The sequence below is a fragment of the Clostridioides sp. ZZV14-6387 genome (assembly GCF_020657835.1).
Taxonomy (GTDB): Bacteria; Bacillota; Clostridia; order Peptostreptococcales; family Peptostreptococcaceae; genus Clostridioides; species Clostridioides difficile_A.
In genome coordinates this window covers 1-21,783 of record NZ_JAGWCW010000002.1, presented here as the reverse complement: position 1 = coordinate 21,783, position 21,783 = coordinate 1, and the positions used below count along the sequence as shown (strand labels likewise).

Genomic DNA, 21,783 nt, shown 5'->3' with positions numbered 1-21,783 from the left:
CTATACCCTCTTTAAGATATTACTCTACAATAGCTATTGCTCTTACTGGAGCACCATCAGCGTCATTATACTTAAATGGAGCTGCTATAAATAGAAATTTTTCTGGAACATTTTCTAGATTTGTAAGATTTTCTATTATTATTTTACCTTTTTCAAATAGAATATGATGCACTTTAAAAACTGATGTATCATATCTATCAACTGATAGCATGTCTATGCCTATACCTTTTATATTAGTATCAGCTATATAATTTGCAGCTTCTTCTGTTAATGTAGGATAACCTACATAGTACTGCTTTTTATCCCAAAACTTTGACCAACCTGATTTAAATATTATAAAATCACTACGTTTTATTTCATCTTCATATTTTTTTAGATATTCTAGCTCTATATTCTTCTTTCCTTTTTCAAGTTCCAATACATAAGCTTTTCCAACAAAATTTTCTATATCCAATTTGTCTAGGGTCTCACCTTTAGTATACATATGTCTTGGTGAATCCATATGAGTTCCATTATGAGAAAATACACTAATAAGTGTTTCTTGATAACCATTTTCTTCAATAATTGCTACTTTTTTGATATCTGGTCTGTTAGGCTCTGCATATACAGGCATGTCGTTATGTGTCACATGAGTTAAATCAAAAACCTTCATTTTTATATACCCCCTATGTTTTATTTTCTATTATATACCTAAATTCACTTTATTTCTATCAGTTTTTATTCCATTATATACCATACTAATATATAGTTTTTATAAATTTCAAGGGATTTACAGAAAAATCTTGAAAAGAATTATCAGTAAATATAACATCTTCGCCTAAAAAACGTTTGTATCTTCCTTCTTCTTTTTTCAATGTAATTCTTTGTTTCTGTGAATGATTGTTAAAAACCATTATTTTAAGTGGAGCTTTTTTTCTATTTGTCTGAACTCTTTTTAACATGTATTTTATATGCATATCAGCTTCAGGAAATGAATATCCACAAAATATTAAAAGGTCAGTATCTCTTAACGTTTTTTCTGTTTCATTCCAAACATTACTTAAAAATATATTTGACATATTCTTAAAATATGTTGGTGGGACTATAATAGGTTCTGTCAATTCACCACATTCTAGACATTTTGTTTCTGAACTATTTTCAATAAGTTTCATGACACCACCTTCATGTGGGGTAAGAGTTACACTATTACAAATAGGGCAATAAAGCCAATTTAATGACCCATGTACCTTATATAATTTTATTAGTGGTTCTTTTGGTTTTCTCCAATTTATTTCTTCCTTAAAATTAGTAAATTCCACACCATAATCAAGCATAATTGGAGAATCATTTTTGTCCCTTAAACCAGTGACTGTATTGTCTATATGTATATCATAATTTGCACTAATAAAAGTGGTATCAAGAAGTAAATCATTTTCTAAAAGGTTTTCAACTAAAAGTTTATGATATTTATTATCTGTTCTAGGTGTATTATGAATTGCTTCAGCCATTAATAATATTAAGTATTGTCTCAAAAAACGTATACTATCACTTCTATTATTTAGATTTTCTAGACCAAAGTTTCTAAAGGCCTCTCTTCTTTGTTCTGCTAAATCCAAAAGACCTAGAACTTCCTCAAATGTAGGAAAGTTTGCATTATCTAGATTATCTTTTACTATATCAATGTTGAACATCTGTTTAAAAAAATTGTATAATTCTCTATTCATATTGGTATTATAGTTTTTAGGATTTAGTTTTTTAAAATATTCACTAAAAAGTTCATTTTGAATAGGTAGATTTTCTGCTGCTGAAGCTCCTGCTCCTAAAAATATAGCTATTTTCATATGATTCCTCCTAATATAAATATTACTACTGTTTTTTATATCTATTAAATATTCATATCATATCTTTAATAATACAACAATAAAGCTGTCTCTTCCTAGAAAAAATCCTATTACAAGACAGCCTTATATTTATATTAAATCTTTAATAATTCATAAATAGAAAGAGCATATATTTGAGTAGCCTTTACAATATCCTCTACTATTAAATATTCATTAGCTTGATGTTCTGTTTCTGGTTTTCCTGGGAAAATAGCTCCAAATGCAACACAATTATCTAAAGCTCTTGCATAAGTTGCTCCTCCAGATGAAAGTGGTGTTCCATCAAGACCAGTTTCTTCTTCGTATACTTTTCTAAGTGTTTTTACAAGAAGTGTATCTTCTGGAACATAGATTGAATCTAAGAAATCATACTCCTTATAAGTTAAATTGTACTTATCTGTCATTTTCTTTAATTCTTTTACAAAGTCATCTTTTTTGTATGTTACTGGAATTCTTATATCTATTCCAGCAAATTCTTTTTCACTATCAATAGTTACTCTACCTATATTTACTGTTAGCTTGCCAGATACATCATCCTTACAATTAGGAATTATATTATTACCATTAGCATCCTCTCCAATGACTTCTGCTAAGAACTTAATTATATTAGAATCTATACCTATATTATTAAGAGCTATACAAAGTCTAGCTACTGCATTTATACCAGTATCACTTGCTGCTGAATGGACACTTTTTCCTATTATACATATTTTATTTCCTTCAACAGTATATTCAAAATTTAACTTATCAAGTTCTTTTTTTAATTTATCAGAATATTTTCCAATATAAATCGCTTTTCCCGGAACCGCATTTAAGGCTTTTCCAACTGACAATTCTATATCACTTTTACTATCACAAGTTAAGTGAACTTGTAAAAGACCTTTTTCTGCATTTGTTATTGGAAATCTAGAATCTGGAGTAAATCCGTAATTTGGTATTTCTTCATTATTTTCTTTATATTTATTTATACATCTCCAAAGATTTTCTTCATCAGCTCCAAAAATAAATCTTATTCTCTTATTAAAGTCTACCTTTAAATCCATAAGAGCTTTTACTGCATAAATTGCTGATATTGTAGGACCTTTATCATCTTGTGTTCCTCTTCCATATAAATTACCATTTTCTAGGACAGCTTCAAATGGAGGATGATTCCAACTTTCCAAATCACCTTCTGGAACTACATCAACATGACCAAGTATACCTATCATCTTTTCGCCTTGTCCAATTTCAGCATATCCATAATATCCATCCTTATATACTGTCTTAAATCCTAGAGATTTACATAAGTCTAATATACCTCTTAAAGCATTATCTACATTTTCACCAAATGGACAGTTTTCAGTTGCTTCAGATATAACACTAGGTATTTTTACACTTTCTTGTATAGAAGAAATCATTTCATCTTGTAGAGAATTTACTTTTTCTTTAATTTGCTCTTTCATATTATCACCCTTCAATTTTCATCATAATATACTAATAAATATTTTGACCTTTTTAAAAAAAAATATGCTTATTTTTTCAGTTTTTTTATAAATTCAATCGCTTTTAAAGTCCCCATTTTAGAATGGTCAAATGTAAGTCCACCTTGGAAATAGACGTTATAAGGAGGTCTTATTGGAGCATCTGCACTTAACTCTATAGAAGAACCTTGGATAAAAGCTCCTGCTGCCATTATGACTTCACTTTCATATCCAGGCATGTCCCAAGGAACAGGTTTTACATAAGAATCAACTGGTGCAGCTTCTTGTATCCCTTCACAAAAACTTATTACCTCATCAGCATCATTAAGTCTAATACATTGAATAATATCACTTCTTAAATCATCGTATTTTGGCAATACATTATAACCTAACTTTTCAAAAGCTCTTGAACAAAATATGGCTCCCATTACAGCCTGAGACACTATATAAGGTGCCAAGAAGAATCCTTGAAGTACATTTCTAGTAGTTCCAAAAGTAAGACCACATTCTTTTCCTATTCCAGGAGAAGTCATTCTATAAGATATAAGTTCAATTAAATCTTTTTTACCAGCAATATATCCACCTGTTAAGGCAAGACCACCACCAGGATTTTTTATTAGAGAACCAGCCATAACATCTGCTCCAACATCAGTAGGCTCTTTAGTATCTAAAAACTCACCATAACAATTATCAACCATTACGATAACTTCTGGTTTAACAGACTTTATTACATCAATAGCTTCTTTTATATCACTAATTGAAAGCGATTTTCTCCAAGAATATCCTTTTGACCTTTGTATCATAACAAGTTTAGTTCTATCATTTATTTTATTTCTAATTCCTTCTAAATCTAAATTCCCATTTTCTAAAAAATCTACATCATCATATGTAACACCATACTCTTTTAATGAACCTTTTTCTTCTCTTATCCCTATAACACCTTCTAAAGTATCATATGGTCTCCCAGTAACAGACAAAATTTCATCTCCTGGTCTAACTATACCTTGTATGCACAAAGTAAGTGCATGTGTTCCATTTACAATTATTGGTCTTACAAGAGCATCTTCTGTATTAAAAACTTTAGAATAAATTTCTTCTATTTTTTCGCGCCCAATATCATTATATCCATATCCTGTAGTCCAGTTAAAGTGCATATCACTTAGTTTAGACTCTTGCATAGCTTTTAAAACTTTATATTGATTATATTCTCTTATTTCCTTTATTTCTTCAAACTTGTCCTTTATTTCTTCCATTACTTCTTGCGATAGTTTAAAAGTATCATCATCTATCCCATAGTAATCTTTTAATAATTCTTTTGTCTCATTAAGCATTTTATCACCTGTCTCTTTATTATTTTATTTAAACATGCCAAAGGAGACTATTTTACTAAAACAAATAAATCATAGTTTATAGGTTAGTATAAGTCTCCTCTCAATCATCTTAAATTAAATTATTATCTATCTGTTGTTATTATTGTTATTGTTTTGATTTTGATTTGTTAGATTAATATACTTTCCAGGTTGTATAGTTGAAACAGCATGTTTATAAATCATGTTTTGCTGTCTATTATCTCCTTCTATTAATATTATATAACTATCAAATCCTTTTACAAGCCCTTTAACTTGTACTCCATTAACTAAATATATAGTAACAGGTATCCTTTCTTTCCTAGCATTATTTAAAAACAAATCTTGTAAATTTAAAACTGTATTTTTCATTAGATTTGTACCCTCCCAAGATTAAATTGAACTTCTAAAATATTCCTACCTTATATTCTATATAAGTTATGATAAATTTTCAATATTAAGTTGTATACTTAAAAAATTATATATTATTTTATAGAATCTTTAATATATAAGATTATTTCATTTTTTAATGTATCTATGCTTTCATATTTATCTAAATCAAACCATTTTGCTATTTCATATCTTTTAAACCAAGTTATCTGACGCTTTGCATACCTTCTAGAATCTCTTTTGATTATTTCGATAGCTTCTTCGTATGTATATTCTCCATCTAGATACTTTAATATCTCTTTATAGCCTATACCTTGCATGGATATCATGTCTTTTTTAAATCCCATACTTAAAAGTTTTTTGACTTCTTCAACCAACCCATTTTCAAGCATGATGTCAACTCTCATATTTATTCTTTCATATAAGTGTTCTCTATTTCTATTTAATACAATTATTATTGGTTCATACTCTTCATTAAATTTTAAATCACTTGAAAAGTCATTCATTTTCTTACCGCTTAGACAAACTTCAAGTGCCCTTATAACTCTTTTAGTATTGTTCTTATGAATTCTATTAGCAGCTTCTTCATCGAGTGATTTCAATCTATCATGCATGTAATCTATTCCCTTTTCAGCAAGCTGATTTTGAAGTTCATCTCTCAATTCATTATTGGCATCAGATTTTGCAAAATCCATATTATATATTAAAGAATTTAAATAAAGCCCTGTGCCTCCAGTTACTAATACAGATTTTCCTTTTTGATTTATTTCATATATATACTTTTTTGCCCTTTGTTGAAACTCTGAGACTGAAAATGGATAGTCAGGCTTAACTTCATCTATAAGATAGTGCTTTACTCCCTGCATCTCTTCTTCTGTAACTTTTGCACTTCCAATATCCATATATTTATATATTTGCATAGAATCTGCTGAAATTATCTCTGCATTCATGTCTTTTGCTAATTTTATTGACAAATCTGTCTTTCCAACAGCAGTTGGACCTGTAAGTATTATAAGTGGTATTTTTTTCATAATATTCCTTTCCATATATTTTAACTATCCAAATATTTTACATGATTCTTTTAAACATTTTTTCTATTTCCGTCTTAGATATTTCGACCATTATAGGTCTTCCATGAGGACATGTAAATGGATTCTCACAATCTTCTAATTGTTTTAACAGACTTTTTATTTCAATATCATATATTTTATCATTTGCTTTTATAGCAGACCTACATGCCATAGATGCAAATCTTTCTCCCTTTAAATCATAATTACTTGTAATCTCTTCTATATTATCAACTATCTGAAGGATGAACTTTTCAGTTTCAGGAACTCCAAATATAGTTGGTACACATCTTATCATTATATGATTATTACCAAATACTTCTAATTCAAAACCAAATTTCATAAATAACTCTAAATTATTTTCAATTTGAAGCATATCTACATTTGATACTTCAATTACCACTGGGTCTAAAAGTATTTGCATATTGATATCTTGTCTATAAAACTTTTCCATATATCTCTCATATAATATTCTTTCATGTGCAGCATGTTGGTCCAACAAATACATAGAATCATCTTTGTTTAAAATTATATAAGTATTAAACACAACACCAATTACAGAATATCCATATAGAGAAAATTTAACTTTTGAACTATATAAATATTCTTCTTCACACTCTCTAATGCTATCAATATAACAGTTACCATCGCTTCTTGAACCATCAACTTGAAATTCTTCTTGTATGTTGTCATTTACAGTATCTTCACTTAGATACTTAGTGTTTTTTAATTCATCTTCTACACTTTCATTTAATACTTCACTTACCGATTGAAATTTATTTATTGGTTTTTCACTCGATAAAGTTATAACTTCAATAGCTTCATCTTTTTCTTTAGTAATATTGTTATTTTTAGAATCATCTTCTAATAAATTATTATTTTTCAATTCAAAACCTGTACTTTTTTCTCTATTATTAATAGCAATTCTAGGTTGCGTTTTTTTATCTGAATAAGTAGCATACTTTCCAATAAGATTTGAATGTATCAGTTTAACCTTTAGAAAATCTCTAAGTTCTATATAGACTTCTTGTTCTTTTTCAAATTTAATTTCGAGTTTATTAGGATGTATATTTACATCGATACATGATGGTTCCACTTCTATATTTAAGAAACAAACTGCATGTTTACCTATTGGAATTATAGACTTATAACTTTCTGTTATTGCATCTATGATTATTTTGCTTTTTACAAATCTTTTATTTATATAGATATGTTGTAAATTTTTATTGGAACGATATATATTGTTATTACTTATATATCCATTCATTTTAAAGTGATTACATTTAAACTCCACATCTATTATATTTTCTGTTATTTCTTTTCCATATATGCTTCTAATGGTATTTACTAGTTTACCATCTCCTGGAGTATTTAACATTTGTTTGTTATTATTTGTATATTTAAATTGAACACTTGGATTACCTATTGCAAGTTTATTTATTAAATCACTTATATTTATAGTTTCTGCATGAGTAGACTTTAAAAACTTCTGTCTTGCTGGTGTATTAAAGAAAATATCTTTTATAATGATTGTAGTCCCATTAGTAGAACCAATTGGTTCTTTTGATATTATTTTTCCACCCTCAACGTATATTTTAGTTCCTATAATCTCATCCTTTGTTTTAGTAGTCATATCTAATTTGGATACAGCTGAAATAGATGCTAATGCCTCCCCTCTAAAACCAAGAGAATATAAGTCGTACAAATCATCAATTTCTTTAATTTTACTAGTAGCATGTCTTAAAAATGATTTCTCAACTTCACTTGAAGGTATTCCTATTCCATTATCTGTAATCTTAATTAAACTCTTGCCTCCATCAACTATATCTATAGAAATTTTGCTTGCACCTGCATCGATAGAGTTTTCAATAAGTTCTTTCACTACAGAAGAAGGTCTTTCTACAACTTCACCTGCTGCTATCTTATTTATAGTTAAATCATCTAGGATGTTAATTATATTTTTCATTTGCACACCTCTAAGATTTTATTTCTTTTGCTTTTTTTTGAAGATTATAAAGAGAATTTATCGCATCCAATGGAGTCATATTTAGGATATCTAGATTTAAAATTTCTTCTGATAGTATGTCTCTCTTTACACTGTCAAAAGATATTTGAGTTAATGCTACTTCTTTTACAGAATCTTCTTTATTGGTTTTCTCCATATCATCATTTTCCTTTATTAAAGCAACTTCATCATTTAGTAACTTAAATTTAGAATTTAATTTATCATAATCCTTTTTTATATGCTTATAGTCTTTTACTATAAGTTCATGTTCTATTTTTAGAGATTCATATTTATTCTTAAAATTACTTTGATTTACCTTAAGCAATTCTTCATCTAAATTAATGCTAGTCGCATTAGTTTTTTCTTTATCACCATTTATCGCTACACTGTTATAGACATGATTTTTTTCCAAGTCTTTAAGTATATATTTTGCTCTTTCTATGACTTCATCTGGTAGTTTAGCTAATTTAGCAACATATATTCCATAACTCTTATCTGCCCCTTGAGGAATTATTTTTCTTAAAAAGATTATTCCTTCTCCATCTTCTTTGACTGCTATTGAATAATTCTTAACCTCTTTAAACTCCTCTTCTAAATCAGTAAGTTCATGATAATGTGTTGCAAATAATGTTTTGCATCTAATATTCTTCTGAATATATTCCACTATTGACCATGCTAAACTTATACCATCATAAGTGCTGGTTCCACGACCTATTTCATCTAATATAACTAGACTTCTCTCTGTAGCATTTTTTAGTATAAGAGATACTTCATTCATTTCCACCATAAAAGTAGACTGCCCTTGAGATAAGTCATCACTAGCTCCAACTCTAGTAAATATTCTATCTAAGATTGGAATATCAGCATATTCTGCTGGTACAAATGAACCTATATGTGCCATAAGTGCTATTATAGCAGTTTGTCTCATATAGGTTGATTTCCCAGACATATTAGGACCAGTTATTATGTTAATAATGTTTTCTCCACGGTTTAGATATGTATCATTTGGAACGAAATTTTCCTCACCTACTATATTTTCAACAACTGGATGTCTACCATTTCTTATATCAAGTTTATTATTTTCATTTATTGCTGGCTTTACATAATTATTTATGTGTGCAACTGTTGCCAGAGATACAAAAACATCTATATTAGCTATAGTTTTAGCTACTTTTTGTATTCTATCTATATTTTTGTATATAGTATCTCTTATACCTACAAATATCTCGTATTCTAGAGACTTAATTTTTTCTTCAGCATGTAATATCTTTTCTTCTATTTCCTTTAATTCTGGAGTTATATATCTTTCTGCATTACTAAGTGTCTGCTTTCTTATATATGTCTCATCTAGTTTTGCCTGTTTAAAGTTAGCTTTTGTTATTTCTATATAGTAACCAAAAACTTTATTAAAACCTATTTTTAATGATTTAACTCCTGTCTTTTCTCTTTCCCTATTTTCTATTTCTTTTACAAGAAAAGCTCCATTTTTAGAAATATCTCTTAATTCTTTAAGCTCTTCACTAAAATCAGACTTAATTATATTTCCATCTTTTATAGTTATTGTAGGTTCTTCTAAAATAGCTTCATCTATTAAATTGTATATATCATCCAATTTATCCATTTCTGAAACATACTCTTTTAATATTGTTGCATTTGATAAATCTATTGTGTCTTTTAAATTTGGTAATTTTTCTATTGAATTTTTTAAGTGAACTAATTCTTTTGGTGTAACCCTTTCAAATGCTATCTTTCCACATATTCTTTCTATATCGTATATATTTTTAAGTATATCATTTAAATCTTCTCTTAATATAAAATCATCTTTTATCTCTTCTATTACATCTAATCTATTTTCAATTTTAGATTTATTTATCAAAGGTTCTTCAACATATTTTCTTAAAAGTCTACCTCCCATTGCTGTAGAAGTTTTATCAAGAACATGCAATAATGAACCTTTCTTCTTATTGCCTCTTATAGTTTGAGTAAGCTCTAAGTTAGTTCTAGTAAACATATCTAAAACCATGTATTCTGATGAATTGTATATATTTATATTATTTATATTAGATGTTATTTGTTTTTGAGTATTATATATATAATTCAGAAGAATTGATAAGCTTGACTTTATAAGACCTTTATCATCAAACTTTAGTTTTTGTAGATAAACCTCTGGAAAATATTCTCTTAATATGTTTATATCCAAATAGTTATCGCTAAAACTTTCATTTATGTATATATTACTTACAGTAGCTATATCTCTAAGCTTTTCTATAAAGTCTAAATCATTTATAATTATTTCTGTAGGATGGATTTTTGCAATCTCTTCAATTACTTTATCTTCATTTAAACAAGTTGCATTAGTTTCTCCAGTACTTATATCGACATAAGTTAGCCCTATATTAGAACCATCCTTATATAAAGACAACAAATAATTATTTTTTTTATTTTCAAGTAAATTTCCATCTAAAACAGTTCCAGGAGTGATGACTCTTATAACCTCTCTTCTAACAATTCCTTTTGCAGTAGATGGGTCTTCCATTTGTTCACCTATTGCTACTTTATATCCATTTTCAACTAATTTTGATATATATGAATTGGCTGAGTGGAAAGGCACACCACACATAGGAGCACGTTCTTCTAAACCACAAGCTTTTCCTGTTAATGCTATTTCAAGAGCTTTTGAAGCTACTAATGCATCTTCAAAAAACATTTCATAAAAATCTCCCAATCTAAAAAACAGTATACAATCTTTATATCGGTTTTTTACTTCAAGGTACTGCTTCATCATAGGAGTCAATTTATTCATATCTATTTGCATTATCAAACCTCCTTCTTTTCTAATTAAATATTATATCATAGTAGATGATTATTATTAATATAATATATAAAATTTTGACGTATAACTAAAAAACAATCCAAAATGTATAATTGCATTTTGGATTGCTAGGTTTAATACTCTTTGAATAAAGCATATATATAATTTTTACAACAAAGATATTATTTCTTTCTTAAGTTTAATGACATTTTCAAGGTTATCTTCATTCAGTTTTTTACTATCAATAATAAATTCTTTTTTTATTATTGATGGCTTTTTTGAAATGACATAAATTCTATTTGACAGCATTATAGCTTCATCAATATCATGGGTTATAAGAAGTATTGTTGAATTTACCTTTTTCTTAACATCTAAAAGCCATTTTTGCATAGATGTCTTAGTCAACGAGTCGAGTGCTCCAAAAGGCTCATCTAAAAGCATTATGTCATCAGAATTTACAAAGGTTCTCAGGAAATTTGCTCTCTGTCTCATTCCTCCAGAAAGTTCAGACGGATATTTATTTTCATATCCATTTAAACCAAAAACCTCAAAATAATGTTTTACCATTTCCCTTGCTTTACTCTTTTTTTCTTTTTTTAAGACTAGTGGTAGTGACACGTTATCTATTATAGTTTTATATGGTAAAAGTAAGTCTTTTTGGTACATGTAACTGTATTTTCCATTTATATCTACTTTACCACTATTGTAATCTGTAAGTTTAGTTATAATATTAAAGATAGTACTTTTACCACATCCACTTGGTCCTAATATAGAAACAAATTCGCCTTCATATACATCAATACTTATATCTTTTAAAACTTCAACTTCTTTATATGTTTTTGATACATTTTCTATAGATACTTTTATTTTTTTATTGTGGTAAGAATTCATTTGTGTAAGCATCACTTGCCTTCATATCCTTATCTATTAATTTATATTCTTTTAAGAATGATGTGTAGTTATTCCATACACTGTCTTTCATTTCTCCCCATCTAGGTGCATCGTCTTTATATTTACTTGCTAGATATTCTTGACTCTTTAATGCTAATTTTTCATCTACCTCAGGTGCATGTTTTACTAATGTTTTTGCTGCATCTTCTGGATTTTTAATTGCATATTCGTAACCTTTTGTTGTAGCCTTTAAGAATTTCTTAGCTAGTTCTGGATTATCTTTTAGTACAGTTTCATTAGAAATTATAAGTGGTGTATAATAATCTAATCTTTCATCTAAATCTTTTACTGGTATAAAGTTCAAATCATAGTCAATTAAACTTGCCTTAACTGCATCCCAACCTTCAAATATCCATGCAAAATCTACAGTTTTCATAGCTGCAAAAAAATCATCTTGACCAGTATTAACTATTTTTAATTTGTTAAAGTCGGCTCCATTTTTCTTCATAACTGCTTTAAAAACAGCTTCTTCTGATGGAGAACCCCAACCGCCATAAGTTTTTCCCTCAAAATCCTTAGCTGTAGTTATATTTTTTTCTTTTGGTGATGCAAACCCAGAAGTATTATGTTGTATAACAGCTGCTACAGCTTTTATTGGAAGTGGGTCTTCACTAGTCTTTGCATAGGTAACTTGTTCTTGATAACTTATACCAAAGTCCGCTTTGCCTGTTGCAACTAAAGTCTCAGCTCCACTTTCAGGTGGTTGCACTATTTCAACATCTAAACCTTCTTCTTTATAATAACCTTTATCAAGTGCTACAAATAATCCAGTATGATTTGTATTTGGTGTCCAATCAAGCACCATAGTCACTTTTTTAGAAGAATCATCTTTAGTACTACTTTTATCCTTATCATTATTTGAAGAACATCCAGTTATTGTCGCTAATGTAAAAACACTTACTAAACCTAATATTCCTAATTTTTTGAAATTCATAATTTCCTCCCTCAAATACAATTAATCTGCTAATCTATGTCTTATAACAATTTTTTTTACTACTTGTACAACTCCTACAAATATTAAACTAAATATAACTACCAATATAGTAGATGCAAATACTTTATCAAGAGCATATGCACTTTTTGACCTTAGCATATAAACACCAAGACCTTTGGTTCCACCTAACCACTCTGCAACAGTCGCTGCCATTACAGCATAGGTCGCAGATATTTTAAGCCCAGAAAAAAATTTATCCATTGCCATAGGAAATTTAAGATGAATAAATGTATTAATTTTATTTGAATTCATAGTCTTAAATAAATTTAAATAATCTTTATCAATATTCTCGATTCCATCTACAAAACTTATTAATATAGGAAAAAAACAAGTAAGCGTTACCATCAATATTTTTGGCATTGTCCCAAAGCCAAACCATATCATAAAAAGTGGAGCTATAATTATTGTAGGTATCATTTGAGTGACCAACATAATAGGATAAAGACACTTTTTTATTATCGACACAAAATCCATCAATACACCAATTATTAATGATATTATAATTGCAACTATAAAACCAAGTATTGCTTCTCCTATAGTAACTACAGCATGCATGGATAAATTTTGAGAGTCTTTAAAAAATACATTAAGTATATCTACTGGCGTGGGTAGTATATACTGTGGGACTTTTAAAACTTCTACCACAGATTGCCAAAGAATAAGTATAAACAAAAATGTTGCTATTGGATATATACTATCTTTAACTTTATCTATGATTTCTAAGTTTTTCATCTATAGTCAAACCCCCAGCTTTTTCATCTACTCTAGCTACTGTTATAACTCTTTCACATCCAAGGTTAAAAGGGATTTTATGTACTTTCTTCAATAATTCAAAAACTTCATCAAAATCACCTTCAACAGTCGTACTCATTGCACCTATTTCACATTTAAGACCACTTTTTTCAATTTCAGCAATACAAGCATCTACTACTTTATACATTTCTTCTTCACCTTTGTAAGGTCTTAGTGGCATTACTGCTATGTCTGCGATTACCATTTAAATCACTCCTTTAAAAATAATTAATACCTACTAGGTATATTTTGCTTTTTATTAAAAATTTTACTTCTAAAAGATAATATATTTAAATAAAATAAAAGTCTTATCCACAATAGGATAAGACTTATTTTCATCTTTACTGGTCTCCCTACACTGGCATTATCCAAACAGGTTCAAAGGGTCGAGATAAAATCTCCTCTCAGCACATTAGCTCCCCGAAATATATTATATCTTTTCTACTTGATTATACTACACTTATCATATTTTAACAAATTTTTTATTCATATTATATATTTTATCTATTTTAAAATATATAATACCAAAATAGTATTTTTTAGTATTTTTAAAAAAGTATATTGCCACAATACCTACTCATCATAATTTATTAGAGTTTGATTAAATTTTAAAACTTAGTTATAAAAATATACTATTATAATGATTTTTCTTTATTTTATTAACCATTTGACTTTATTTAGCTTTATTCTACTGCCTCAAATCAGTTCAATTTAGGTTAATAATAAAAACCTCTTATTCTGATTTGTATATATAAACTATATAATGTAATTATTTTACCTAATTTATTTTTGAAAAATAAATTATTTTTTTTAATTTTTAAATTTTTTAATATGTACCTTGAAAAATCAAACGTTTTCCTATATGATTGTAATTGTAGAATAAAACTAAATAGGCAAAACTAGAGAAATTTAGTGACGCAAAGCTATAGGGACTAAGACTTATGAAACGAGTTATGTCAGCCAGTTGCCAAAAAGATATTTTCTTTTTGTTTTTATGAAAGTTTTTTAGGGGGATAAATGATATATGTTTATAGATAAAATGGATAGATGTACGCATATACTAACTGCATATATATGCAGTTCATACGATTACTGCAATTTTATAGATACACAATTAAATGACTTTATACTAGAATATGGAGAGAACGTGGTAGAATCTTGTTTGCATCAAGTGATGGTATTGGTAAGCAGATATAATTAAAGAAATTTTATTTTCTAGAAAAACCTTTTTAGTTTTATCTACGTTTTATAATACATTAAAGAACTAATTAAAATAAGCTTCATTATCTATTTTTCATGAAGTAAACAGTTGAGTTTATCTCATATACTGTTTACCCCAATTACATAATTCTAATAATATCGATTCCAATGATTTACCACGTTTAGTAGACAAATATTCAACTTTTGGAGGAATAGTCGGATAAGAAATCCTCTTAATAAGTCCATCTCTTTCAAGATACTTTAATTCTTGTGACAGTATCTTATGACTTATATGAACAACTTCTTTTTTTAATTGACTGTAACGTATTGGCTCTTGTTTTAAAATATGCCATAAAATAATTGCCCTCCATTTACTTCCTATCACAGTCATGGTAAAACCAATTGAACAATTAAAATCTTTTTGTCTTTCTTCAATATTTGGAAATTCTTCAAAATTATTATCTATATCCATCCCAATCCTCTCTTTCAAAATAGTAAGTATCTAACTAAAAAGTGCATTCTTGTTTAGCATACTAATTCGTAATATAATCTTGATTGTAGCATAGAGCCTTACATAATACTACTTTTTTAGATGTATATGTTTAAATTTTAATATAGACATATACTGTTTTATTAATTTTATTTAAATAGATAATAATAAGTAATAACTTATCTAAAGTTTTCTATGTACACAAACTACTCTAATATTTAGAAAGGATTATATAATATGAATAAAACATTTCGTCTTTATCAAGTTGACTCATTTACAAAAGAAAAATTTACAGGTAATCCAGCTGGTGTAATTACAAATGCTGATGGCTTATCTGAATCACAAATGCAAAAAATAGCAAGAGAATTAAATAATTCAGAAACTGCTTTTATTTTCAATAAATTTGTTAAAAATCATCAAGAAAATTATGATGTACATATCAGATTTTTTACACCAACTAATGAGGTTCCTATATGTGGTCATGCTACTATTGCTGCCCATTATGCTAGAGCAGTAGAAAACCAACTCAATAGCACAACAGTATTTCAAAAAACTGGTGCTGGAATATTGCCAGTTGATATTATAAAAAAAGATAATGATTATGAAATAATTATGACACAAGGAAAAATTGAAGTATCTCCACCATTAAAACAAACATATCAAGAAAGATTACTTAATGCATTTGGTATTTTAAAGGAAGATATTCATACAGATTGTCCTATTGCCATAGCATCTACAGGACATTCAAAGGTTATGATTGGAATAAAGAGATTATCAACATTAAATAATTTATCTCCAAATTTATATGAATTATCGAAAATAAGTCAAGAAATAAAATGTAATGGATATTATATTTTTACATTAAATAATAAAGAAATGCTACAAGTTCATGGAAGGATGTTTGCTCCTGCAATTGGTATTTCAGAAGACCCTGTTACAGGAAATGCTAATGGGCCTTTAGGTGCGTATATTGTACATTATAAAGTAATACCTACACCTAACACACAGTTTATATTTGAAGCAGTTCAAGGAGAAGCAATAAAACGCAAAGGCAAGATGTTAGTAAAAGTAATTATTTCAGATAATAAGCCAGTTGAAGTAAAAATAATTGGAAAAGCTATAATTGCATTCTCAACAAACATAGAAATTGAATTATAGAATACATCTAAGTAAAATTTTGAACTTTTTAATTCTAATTGATACTAATTTAATAACAAACTAATTTATATACAAATTAATTTTTTTATTATTTGTTAATATATATTTATCATTATATTATATAATAATATAGATAGTTACTATATCTTAAATTAGATAAATCATAATTATATATTATTGTCAAAACTCAATTATATAATTTTTAATAATATTATTTTAGGAGGAAAAAATGATAAACGATATTAAAAATAAGTTCAAAGATTACAAACCATATATAAATGGATATAAAAATATGAAAAGAGCATCTGTTTTAATTCCAATAGTAGAAATAAATAACATACATCATATATTATTTGAAGTTCGCTCAAAGAATTTAAAGCATCAACCTAATGAAATTTCTTTTCCTGGTGGCAAAATAGAATCCAATGAAACTCCATATAATGCTGCTATCAGAGAAACTTGTGAGGAATTAGGCACTTTTAGTGACAATATAGAAATCATATCTAGTCTAGACCTACTTATAACACCTGTAAAATTTATAATACATCCTTATTTAGGATATATAAAAAACATTAACAATTTAAATATAAATAAAGATGAAGTTGACCATACTTTTTTGGTACCTATAAAATATCTTTTAGAAAATCCTCCAAATACTTATAATAATACTGTAAAAGTTTTTCCTGATGAAAATCTACCCTATGGATCAATTCCAAACCAAAAAGATTATAAGTTTGAAAGTGGAAGTTACCCTATTCTATTCTATAAATATAAAGATTATGTAATATGGGGTATGACAGCAAAAATACTAGAAAACTTTTTAAACTTCTTATCAGAATAATACTTGTAAGTGAATATTCAAAATTTTAAATGTAATAATTCTAAAAAATATAAGAAATTATGTTTTATAATTTTTTATTTAATTATTATTACATAATTACCAATACAATTTCAAGGTAAATACTAAGTGTTATTATCATACTATAGATAAATTATAGCATAATAATATATCTAATAAGGTTAAGATATGAAATAAATGATTTTAATGTATCTTTATGGTAAAATATAACAAGTTAGTAAACTGTAAATCAAAGTATATGGAGGTGCTTATAATGTTTGCAGTAGGATTTATTGTTATATCCGCAATTGCCCTTTTCATTTTAAGTATATTATTATTTAATGGAAAAGCAAGTATGCTATTAGCAGGGTATAATACTATGAGTGATAAAGAGAAAGCTAGATATGATAAAAAAAAATTATGTAGAAGTTCTAGCATTGTTATTTTTATTGTATCTATAATGTTGTTTATTATGGCATTTCTTGGTTATAGAGTAGAGAATGGACAAATGGGTGAAAAAGAAATGCTTCCATTTGCTGTGATATTTATAATCGTTATACTTGCTAGTGTGTTTTTCAATATCTATTATTCTAATAAGAAATGTAAAAAATAATATTTAGTAAGCTAAGCAGTTAATTAAAGATTAACTGCTTTTCTATGTTTATTCTATAATATATTAGTATATAATAAGGAAAGATTAATATATAGTTAGGTAAAACTTGATAAAATAAAAATAGATGTACTATCAATTTACATTTTATATCAAATTTATTTATAATAAAAACTGAAATTAACATAACATATGTAATGTATGTTTTTAAAATTTGATATATTTTGTTTTATAGTACATCTATTTTGATAAGTTTACATAATTTTATTATATTGTACAATATTAATCATTTATTAGTACTCCATTTAATGAAAAAGTTCTAGGTTCAGTAATTCTAACCATAACTAATTCCCCAATTAAATTATCATTTCCGCCTTCGAAATTTACAAGTTTATTTTGTCTAGTTCTACCAGCAAATTTATTTTCATTATTTTTACTTCTTCCTTCAACTAAAACTTCAACTATTCTATTTTTATATCCATTATTTATATCTGCTGAAATCCTATTTACAGCTTCTAACACTCTATTAAATCTCTCATGTTTTATTTCTTCTGGTATTTGATTTTCCATTTTGGCAGCAGGTGTTCCCTGTCTTTTGGAATAAATAAACGTAAAAGCTGAATCATATTTTACTTTTTCAATTACATCTAAAGTATCTAATAAATCTTCTTCTGTTTCTCCTGGAAAACCTATCATTAAATCTGTTGAAAAAGCAATGTCTGGTACTTCTTTTTTAGCCTTTTTTATTATTTCTAAATAATATTCTTTTGTATAATGTCTATTCATTTTTTTCAAAAGACTACTACTTCCACATTGTATTGGTAAGTGTAAAAATTCACATACCTTATCACAGTCTCTAATTGCATATATTACTTCATCAGATATATCTTTTGGATGAGATGTCATAAATCTAACCCTTTCAATTCCTTCTATATCATTTACTTTTCTTAGAAGTTCTGCAAATGTAACTGGATTTTCAAGTGTCTTACCATAAGAGTCAACATTTTGTCCAAGTAAAGTTATTTCTTTTGTTCCATTTGCTACAAGTTCTTTTATCTCATCAATTATATCTTCAGGTGTTCTACTTCTTTCTCTGCCTCTTGTATATGGAACTATACAGTATGTGCAGAAATTATTGCATCCATACATTATATTTACAAATGCTTTTAATTCAAATTTTCTATTACTTCTAAGCCCTTCTATTACCTCTCCATCTACATCCCAAACATCTACCAACATTTTGTCAGAATCCATTGACTCTGTAAGTAATTGTGGAAATTTATATAGATTATGTGTTCCAAATATAAGGTCTACATGTTTGTATTTTTTTCTTAGTTCTTCTACAACATGTGGTTGTTGCATCATACACCCACATACAGCTATTTTCATATTTGGATTTTTTCCTTTTAAGTTCTTTAATTGTCCTAAGTTGCCATATACTTTTAGTTCTGCATTTTCTCTAACTGCACATGTGTTATATATTATTAAATCACTTTCTTCAACCATCATTGACATTTTGTATCCCATTTCTTCTAGCATTGAACATAATTTTTCTGAATCATGTTCATTCATTTGGCATCCAAAGGTTTGAGTAAACACGAGTTTTCTCTTTCCAGTTCTGTTGAAGTATTCTTCATTTTGTCTGTGTATTTGTTCTATATATTTATCTTGTTCTTGTATTTTCTCTATAGGTATTGTTACTTGTTTTCTTTTGCTCACGTCTATTCCTCCTATTTAATTTCTTATATTACACATAACCTTAATTATATCAAATAAGAAAAATCTTTTAAAGATATTATTATTTTTATATGTGTGTTTTGATAATAATTTAGATATAGTATATTGCTAAAAAATAAAAAAAGATGTTTTAAATTTTAATTTAAAACATCTTTCTTATATTAAAATGACCTATTTCCTACTGAATTATAATTAAACCTATTTATTCTCAATCAAATAACAATTATTTAGTATTAAATATTGTCCTTCCTCAACTGTTATATATCTGTTTCCTGAGAAAACATCATTAGTAACTATTCCATCCACATCACCCAAGCTATCATCTCTAACTTCATAATATGCATCAGAAGAATTTGAAACTATAGTATATTCTCCAGCAGGAATTTCTAGTCCAATTTTGTACATACCATTTCCAAACTTACCATTCTTGGCCTTTTGAACTTTAGCATACTTGGCTAATATCATTGTTGAATCCTCAATTTTAATATACTGCCCATTCTCTAAAGTTATATATCTAGTTCCACTAAAAATATCATTTGAAAGTATACTATCAGCATTTCCTGTACTATCACTTGTAACTTCATAATAAGAAGCATAACTTCCTGAATTTGAAGTTATTAAGTATTCCCCTGCTGATATATCTTTTCCAACCTTATACATACCAGCTTTTATAGTCTTTGTAGTCGGCTTAGCATCATCTTTTATAATTCCAGTATTAATATCTCCAAGTCCATTTGTTACATTTAGACATTGTTGAATTATAGTTAAATTTATATACCCTATAGAAGTTATCTTTTTAGCATTCTTTAAGACGCTTTTATTACTGCCATTATCAACTAATACCATTGGACTATTTTTTGATAAAGATGAACCTACAAGAGCATTTGTTAATTCATATGCTCCAGCTATATAAAAATCTTTAGCATCTTTGTAAAATTTATCTATTATTGCTTTATTAGTTTCAAAGCGAGTACTTCCTCCCAATCTAGTAGATTTAGTCTTGTTTACTAAAGTAGTACTCATTGAAGATGTTCCTCCTATTACATAAGATTTTAAGCCACTAGTTGAAAAAGGTATACTTCGCCCATTAGTAAGAATTATTGGTGTACTATCTCTTGCAGCTACAGATGCAATACTTATAGCATCAGCTTCTCCTTTATATGCATTTGTTAACATTACAGTGTCAACTTTTTTTATTGAGTTTATTTCTTTTGCAACATTATAACTTGTTTTTATTCTGTCACTTCCCTGAATTCTTACAACTTTTATATTTTTAGCTTTTAATGAATTTTCTACAGCTGTACTTATAGAATATGTTCCTCCAATTATATAAACTTTTGATACATTTTTTAATCTTGCAGATGTCTCAGTTGGTATAGTATTTTTTTCAGTTAATAATATAGGTGCATTTAAAGCTCCTGCTAATCCACTTGCACTTAGACCATCTGCTATAGAATTATTAGTATTAATTAGTATAGCAGTCTTATATGCATTTTCATCTGCTACATTACCTGCAATTTCATACTTATTATTTCCTTGTATCTTCTCTACAGATGATATTGCATTTACTAGTTGAATATTTGCAAATGCAAAAGAAATACTCAAAGTCAATGTTAACATTCTTTTACAGAATTTCATAATAAAATTATCCCCCTCATAATAAATTTTTAATATATGAATACATTCTCTTAATTAGGTTATGTACTTAACAAACTTATGTAAAATCGTAAACTACATTAGATTGTATTACTAATAATCACCAATGCAATTATTCATATAAATATAATTGTATTTACATTTATATTAAAAATCAACTAGATTTATATAAATACTTATAATTTTATTTTTATTCTTAATATTTTTTTTATTATGTTATTTTAATAGATTTATTTTTCTTTTTTAAGTATATAGATATATTTCTCAAAATATTCTATTTCTATTATAGTTACACATATTTTATTTGGCTAAAGTATTATTTAAATTTAGAATTTTCTATTTTATATTAAAAACATATTTTACAGGTATAGTTTTATAAGTTTTAACTAAATTTCATTTTATATTACGAACTATATAT

At 27.1% G+C, this 21,783-nt stretch carries 19 protein-coding genes and 2 riboswitches; of the genes, 4 read left to right on the top strand and 15 right to left on the bottom strand.

What is annotated here, in order from left to right; translation table 11 throughout:
* Positions 1-19: 19 nt before the first annotated feature.
* The 12 genes from KGF38_RS01265 to KGF38_RS01210 form a co-directional block, all read right to left on the bottom strand.
* Positions 20-652, bottom strand: a complete 633-nt coding sequence (locus tag KGF38_RS01265; RefSeq protein ID WP_227832107.1) for a cyclase family protein — start codon at positions 650-652, stop codon at positions 20-22.
* An 85-nt stretch (positions 653-737) separates the two neighbouring features.
* Positions 738-1,820, bottom strand: a complete 1,083-nt coding sequence (locus KGF38_RS01260) for an SIR2 family protein (RefSeq protein ID WP_074178196.1) — start codon at positions 1,818-1,820, stop codon at positions 738-740.
* A 134-nt stretch (positions 1,821-1,954) separates the two neighbouring features.
* On the bottom strand, positions 1,955-3,301 hold the full coding sequence (locus KGF38_RS01255; RefSeq protein ID WP_074178197.1) for a M20 family metallopeptidase: 1,347 nt from the start codon (positions 3,299-3,301) through the stop codon (positions 1,955-1,957).
* Positions 3,302-3,369: 68 nt separating this feature from the next.
* Positions 3,370-4,650: an aminotransferase class I/II-fold pyridoxal phosphate-dependent enzyme gene (locus KGF38_RS01250; protein WP_054270401.1), complete on the bottom strand. Its 1,281-nt coding sequence runs from the start codon at positions 4,648-4,650 to the stop codon at positions 3,370-3,372.
* A 126-nt stretch (positions 4,651-4,776) separates the two neighbouring features.
* Positions 4,777-5,037 (bottom strand): RNA chaperone Hfq, encoded by a 261-nt coding sequence (gene hfq, locus KGF38_RS01245; protein ID WP_003428780.1) that lies wholly within the window; start codon positions 5,035-5,037, stop codon positions 4,777-4,779.
* Positions 5,038-5,150: 113 nt separating this feature from the next.
* Positions 5,151-6,086, bottom strand: a complete 936-nt coding sequence (miaA, locus tag KGF38_RS01240) for a tRNA (adenosine(37)-N6)-dimethylallyltransferase MiaA (RefSeq protein ID WP_054270402.1) — start codon at positions 6,084-6,086, stop codon at positions 5,151-5,153.
* Positions 6,087-6,123: 37 nt separating this feature from the next.
* Positions 6,124-8,088, bottom strand: coding sequence for a DNA mismatch repair endonuclease MutL (gene mutL, locus KGF38_RS01235; RefSeq protein WP_054270403.1), 1,965 nt, complete (start codon positions 8,086-8,088; stop codon positions 6,124-6,126).
* Positions 8,089-8,098: 10 nt separating this feature from the next.
* The gene (gene mutS, locus KGF38_RS01230) at positions 8,099-10,942 is read right to left on the bottom strand and encodes a DNA mismatch repair protein MutS (protein WP_054270404.1); all 2,844 of its coding nucleotides are present in this window, start codon (positions 10,940-10,942) and stop codon (positions 8,099-8,101) included.
* Between the two features lie 165 nt (positions 10,943-11,107).
* Positions 11,108-11,842, bottom strand: coding sequence for an ABC transporter ATP-binding protein (locus KGF38_RS01225; RefSeq protein ID WP_176702442.1), 735 nt, complete (start codon positions 11,840-11,842; stop codon positions 11,108-11,110).
* Entirely contained in the window at positions 11,811-12,824 is a 1,014-nt protein-coding gene (locus tag KGF38_RS01220) for an ABC transporter substrate-binding protein (RefSeq protein WP_054270405.1), read from the bottom strand. Before KGF38_RS01220 ends, KGF38_RS01225 begins: the two co-directional genes overlap by 32 nt.
* A 21-nt stretch (positions 12,825-12,845) precedes the next feature.
* Positions 12,846-13,616, bottom strand: a complete 771-nt coding sequence (locus tag KGF38_RS01215) for an ABC transporter permease (RefSeq protein WP_054270406.1) — start codon at positions 13,614-13,616, stop codon at positions 12,846-12,848.
* On the bottom strand, positions 13,591-13,881 hold the full coding sequence (locus KGF38_RS01210; protein ID WP_003424145.1) for an MTH1187 family thiamine-binding protein: 291 nt from the start codon (positions 13,879-13,881) through the stop codon (positions 13,591-13,593). Before KGF38_RS01210 ends, KGF38_RS01215 begins: the two co-directional genes overlap by 26 nt.
* Before the next feature lie 128 nt (positions 13,882-14,009).
* A riboswitch (TPP riboswitch) is annotated at positions 14,010-14,109 on the bottom strand.
* 449 nt (positions 14,110-14,558) lie between these two features.
* Positions 14,559-14,648: riboswitch (cyclic di-GMP riboswitch) on the top strand.
* Positions 14,649-14,700: 52 nt separating this feature from the next.
* Between KGF38_RS01210 and KGF38_RS01205 the strand changes: the two genes are divergently transcribed.
* Complete coding sequence (locus KGF38_RS01205; RefSeq protein ID WP_054270407.1) at positions 14,701-14,877, top strand: hypothetical protein; 177 nt, start codon at positions 14,701-14,703, stop codon at positions 14,875-14,877.
* Between the two features lie 114 nt (positions 14,878-14,991).
* On the opposite strand, the gene KGF38_RS01200 is transcribed toward KGF38_RS01205, so the two are convergent.
* Complete coding sequence (locus KGF38_RS01200; protein ID WP_003428797.1) at positions 14,992-15,348, bottom strand: winged helix-turn-helix transcriptional regulator; 357 nt, start codon at positions 15,346-15,348, stop codon at positions 14,992-14,994.
* 255 nt (positions 15,349-15,603) lie between these two features.
* On the opposite strand from KGF38_RS01200, the gene KGF38_RS01195 reads away from it, so the two are divergent.
* The 3 genes from KGF38_RS01195 (at position 15,604) to KGF38_RS01185 (ending at position 17,975) form a co-directional block, all read left to right on the top strand.
* Positions 15,604-16,524: a PhzF family isomerase gene (locus tag KGF38_RS01195; RefSeq protein WP_054270408.1), complete on the top strand. Its 921-nt coding sequence runs from the start codon at positions 15,604-15,606 to the stop codon at positions 16,522-16,524.
* A 229-nt stretch (positions 16,525-16,753) separates the two neighbouring features.
* Positions 16,754-17,365 carry an NUDIX hydrolase gene (locus KGF38_RS01190; protein ID WP_021384775.1) on the top strand — a complete coding sequence of 204 codons (612 nt, stop codon included), beginning with the start codon at positions 16,754-16,756 and terminating at the stop codon, positions 17,363-17,365.
* 271 nt (positions 17,366-17,636) lie between these two features.
* A complete protein-coding gene (locus KGF38_RS01185) occupies positions 17,637-17,975 on the top strand; it encodes a DUF3784 domain-containing protein (protein WP_054270409.1) in 339 nt (112 codons plus the stop codon).
* Between the two features lie 279 nt (positions 17,976-18,254).
* On the opposite strand, the gene miaB is transcribed toward KGF38_RS01185, so the two are convergent.
* Both miaB and KGF38_RS01175 read right to left on the bottom strand, forming a co-directional pair.
* The gene (gene miaB / locus KGF38_RS01180; RefSeq protein WP_054270410.1) at positions 18,255-19,691 is read right to left on the bottom strand and encodes a tRNA (N6-isopentenyl adenosine(37)-C2)-methylthiotransferase MiaB; all 1,437 of its coding nucleotides are present in this window, start codon (positions 19,689-19,691) and stop codon (positions 18,255-18,257) included.
* A gap of 216 nt (positions 19,692-19,907) precedes the next feature.
* Entirely contained in the window at positions 19,908-21,347 is a 1,440-nt protein-coding gene (locus KGF38_RS01175) for a cell wall-binding repeat-containing protein (RefSeq protein WP_074178202.1), read from the bottom strand.
* Between the last annotated feature and the right edge of the window lie 436 nt (positions 21,348-21,783).

Coding starts and splice junctions, on each gene's coding strand:
- KGF38_RS01200 (WP_003428797.1), bottom strand. CDS start 15,348: ATGGATATAGATAATAATTTTGAAGAATTTCCAAATATTGAAGAAAGA.
- KGF38_RS01210 (WP_003424145.1), bottom strand. CDS start 13,881: ATGGTAATCGCAGACATAGCAGTAATGCCACTAAGACCTTACAAAGGT.
- mutS (WP_054270404.1), bottom strand. CDS start 10,942: ATGCAAATAGATATGAATAAATTGACTCCTATGATGAAGCAGTACCTT.
- miaA (WP_054270402.1), bottom strand. CDS start 6,086: ATGAAAAAAATACCACTTATAATACTTACAGGTCCAACTGCTGTTGGA.
- KGF38_RS01190 (WP_021384775.1), top strand. CDS start 16,754: ATGATAAACGATATTAAAAATAAGTTCAAAGATTACAAACCATATATA.
- KGF38_RS01175 (WP_074178202.1), bottom strand. CDS start 21,347: ATGAAATTCTGTAAAAGAATGTTAACATTGACTTTGAGTATTTCTTTT.
- hfq (WP_003428780.1), bottom strand. CDS start 5,037: ATGAAAAATACAGTTTTAAATTTACAAGATTTGTTTTTAAATAATGCT.
- KGF38_RS01255 (WP_074178197.1), bottom strand. CDS start 3,301: ATGAAAGAGCAAATTAAAGAAAAAGTAAATTCTCTACAAGATGAAATG.
- KGF38_RS01260 (WP_074178196.1), bottom strand. CDS start 1,820: ATGAAAATAGCTATATTTTTAGGAGCAGGAGCTTCAGCAGCAGAAAAT.
- KGF38_RS01215 (WP_054270406.1), bottom strand. CDS start 13,616: ATGAAAAACTTAGAAATCATAGATAAAGTTAAAGATAGTATATATCCA.
- mutL (WP_054270403.1), bottom strand. CDS start 8,088: ATGAAAAATATAATTAACATCCTAGATGATTTAACTATAAATAAGATA.
- KGF38_RS01250 (WP_054270401.1), bottom strand. CDS start 4,650: ATGCTTAATGAGACAAAAGAATTATTAAAAGATTACTATGGGATAGAT.
- KGF38_RS01265 (WP_227832107.1), bottom strand. CDS start 652: ATGAAGGTTTTTGATTTAACTCATGTGACACATAACGACATGCCTGTA.
- KGF38_RS01195 (WP_054270408.1), top strand. CDS start 15,604: ATGAATAAAACATTTCGTCTTTATCAAGTTGACTCATTTACAAAAGAA.
- KGF38_RS01225 (WP_176702442.1), bottom strand. CDS start 11,842: ATGCTTACACAAATGAATTCTTACCACAATAAAAAAATAAAAGTATCT.
- KGF38_RS01205 (WP_054270407.1), top strand. CDS start 14,701: ATGTTTATAGATAAAATGGATAGATGTACGCATATACTAACTGCATAT.
- KGF38_RS01185 (WP_054270409.1), top strand. CDS start 17,637: ATGTTTGCAGTAGGATTTATTGTTATATCCGCAATTGCCCTTTTCATT.
- KGF38_RS01220 (WP_054270405.1), bottom strand. CDS start 12,824: ATGAATTTCAAAAAATTAGGAATATTAGGTTTAGTAAGTGTTTTTACA.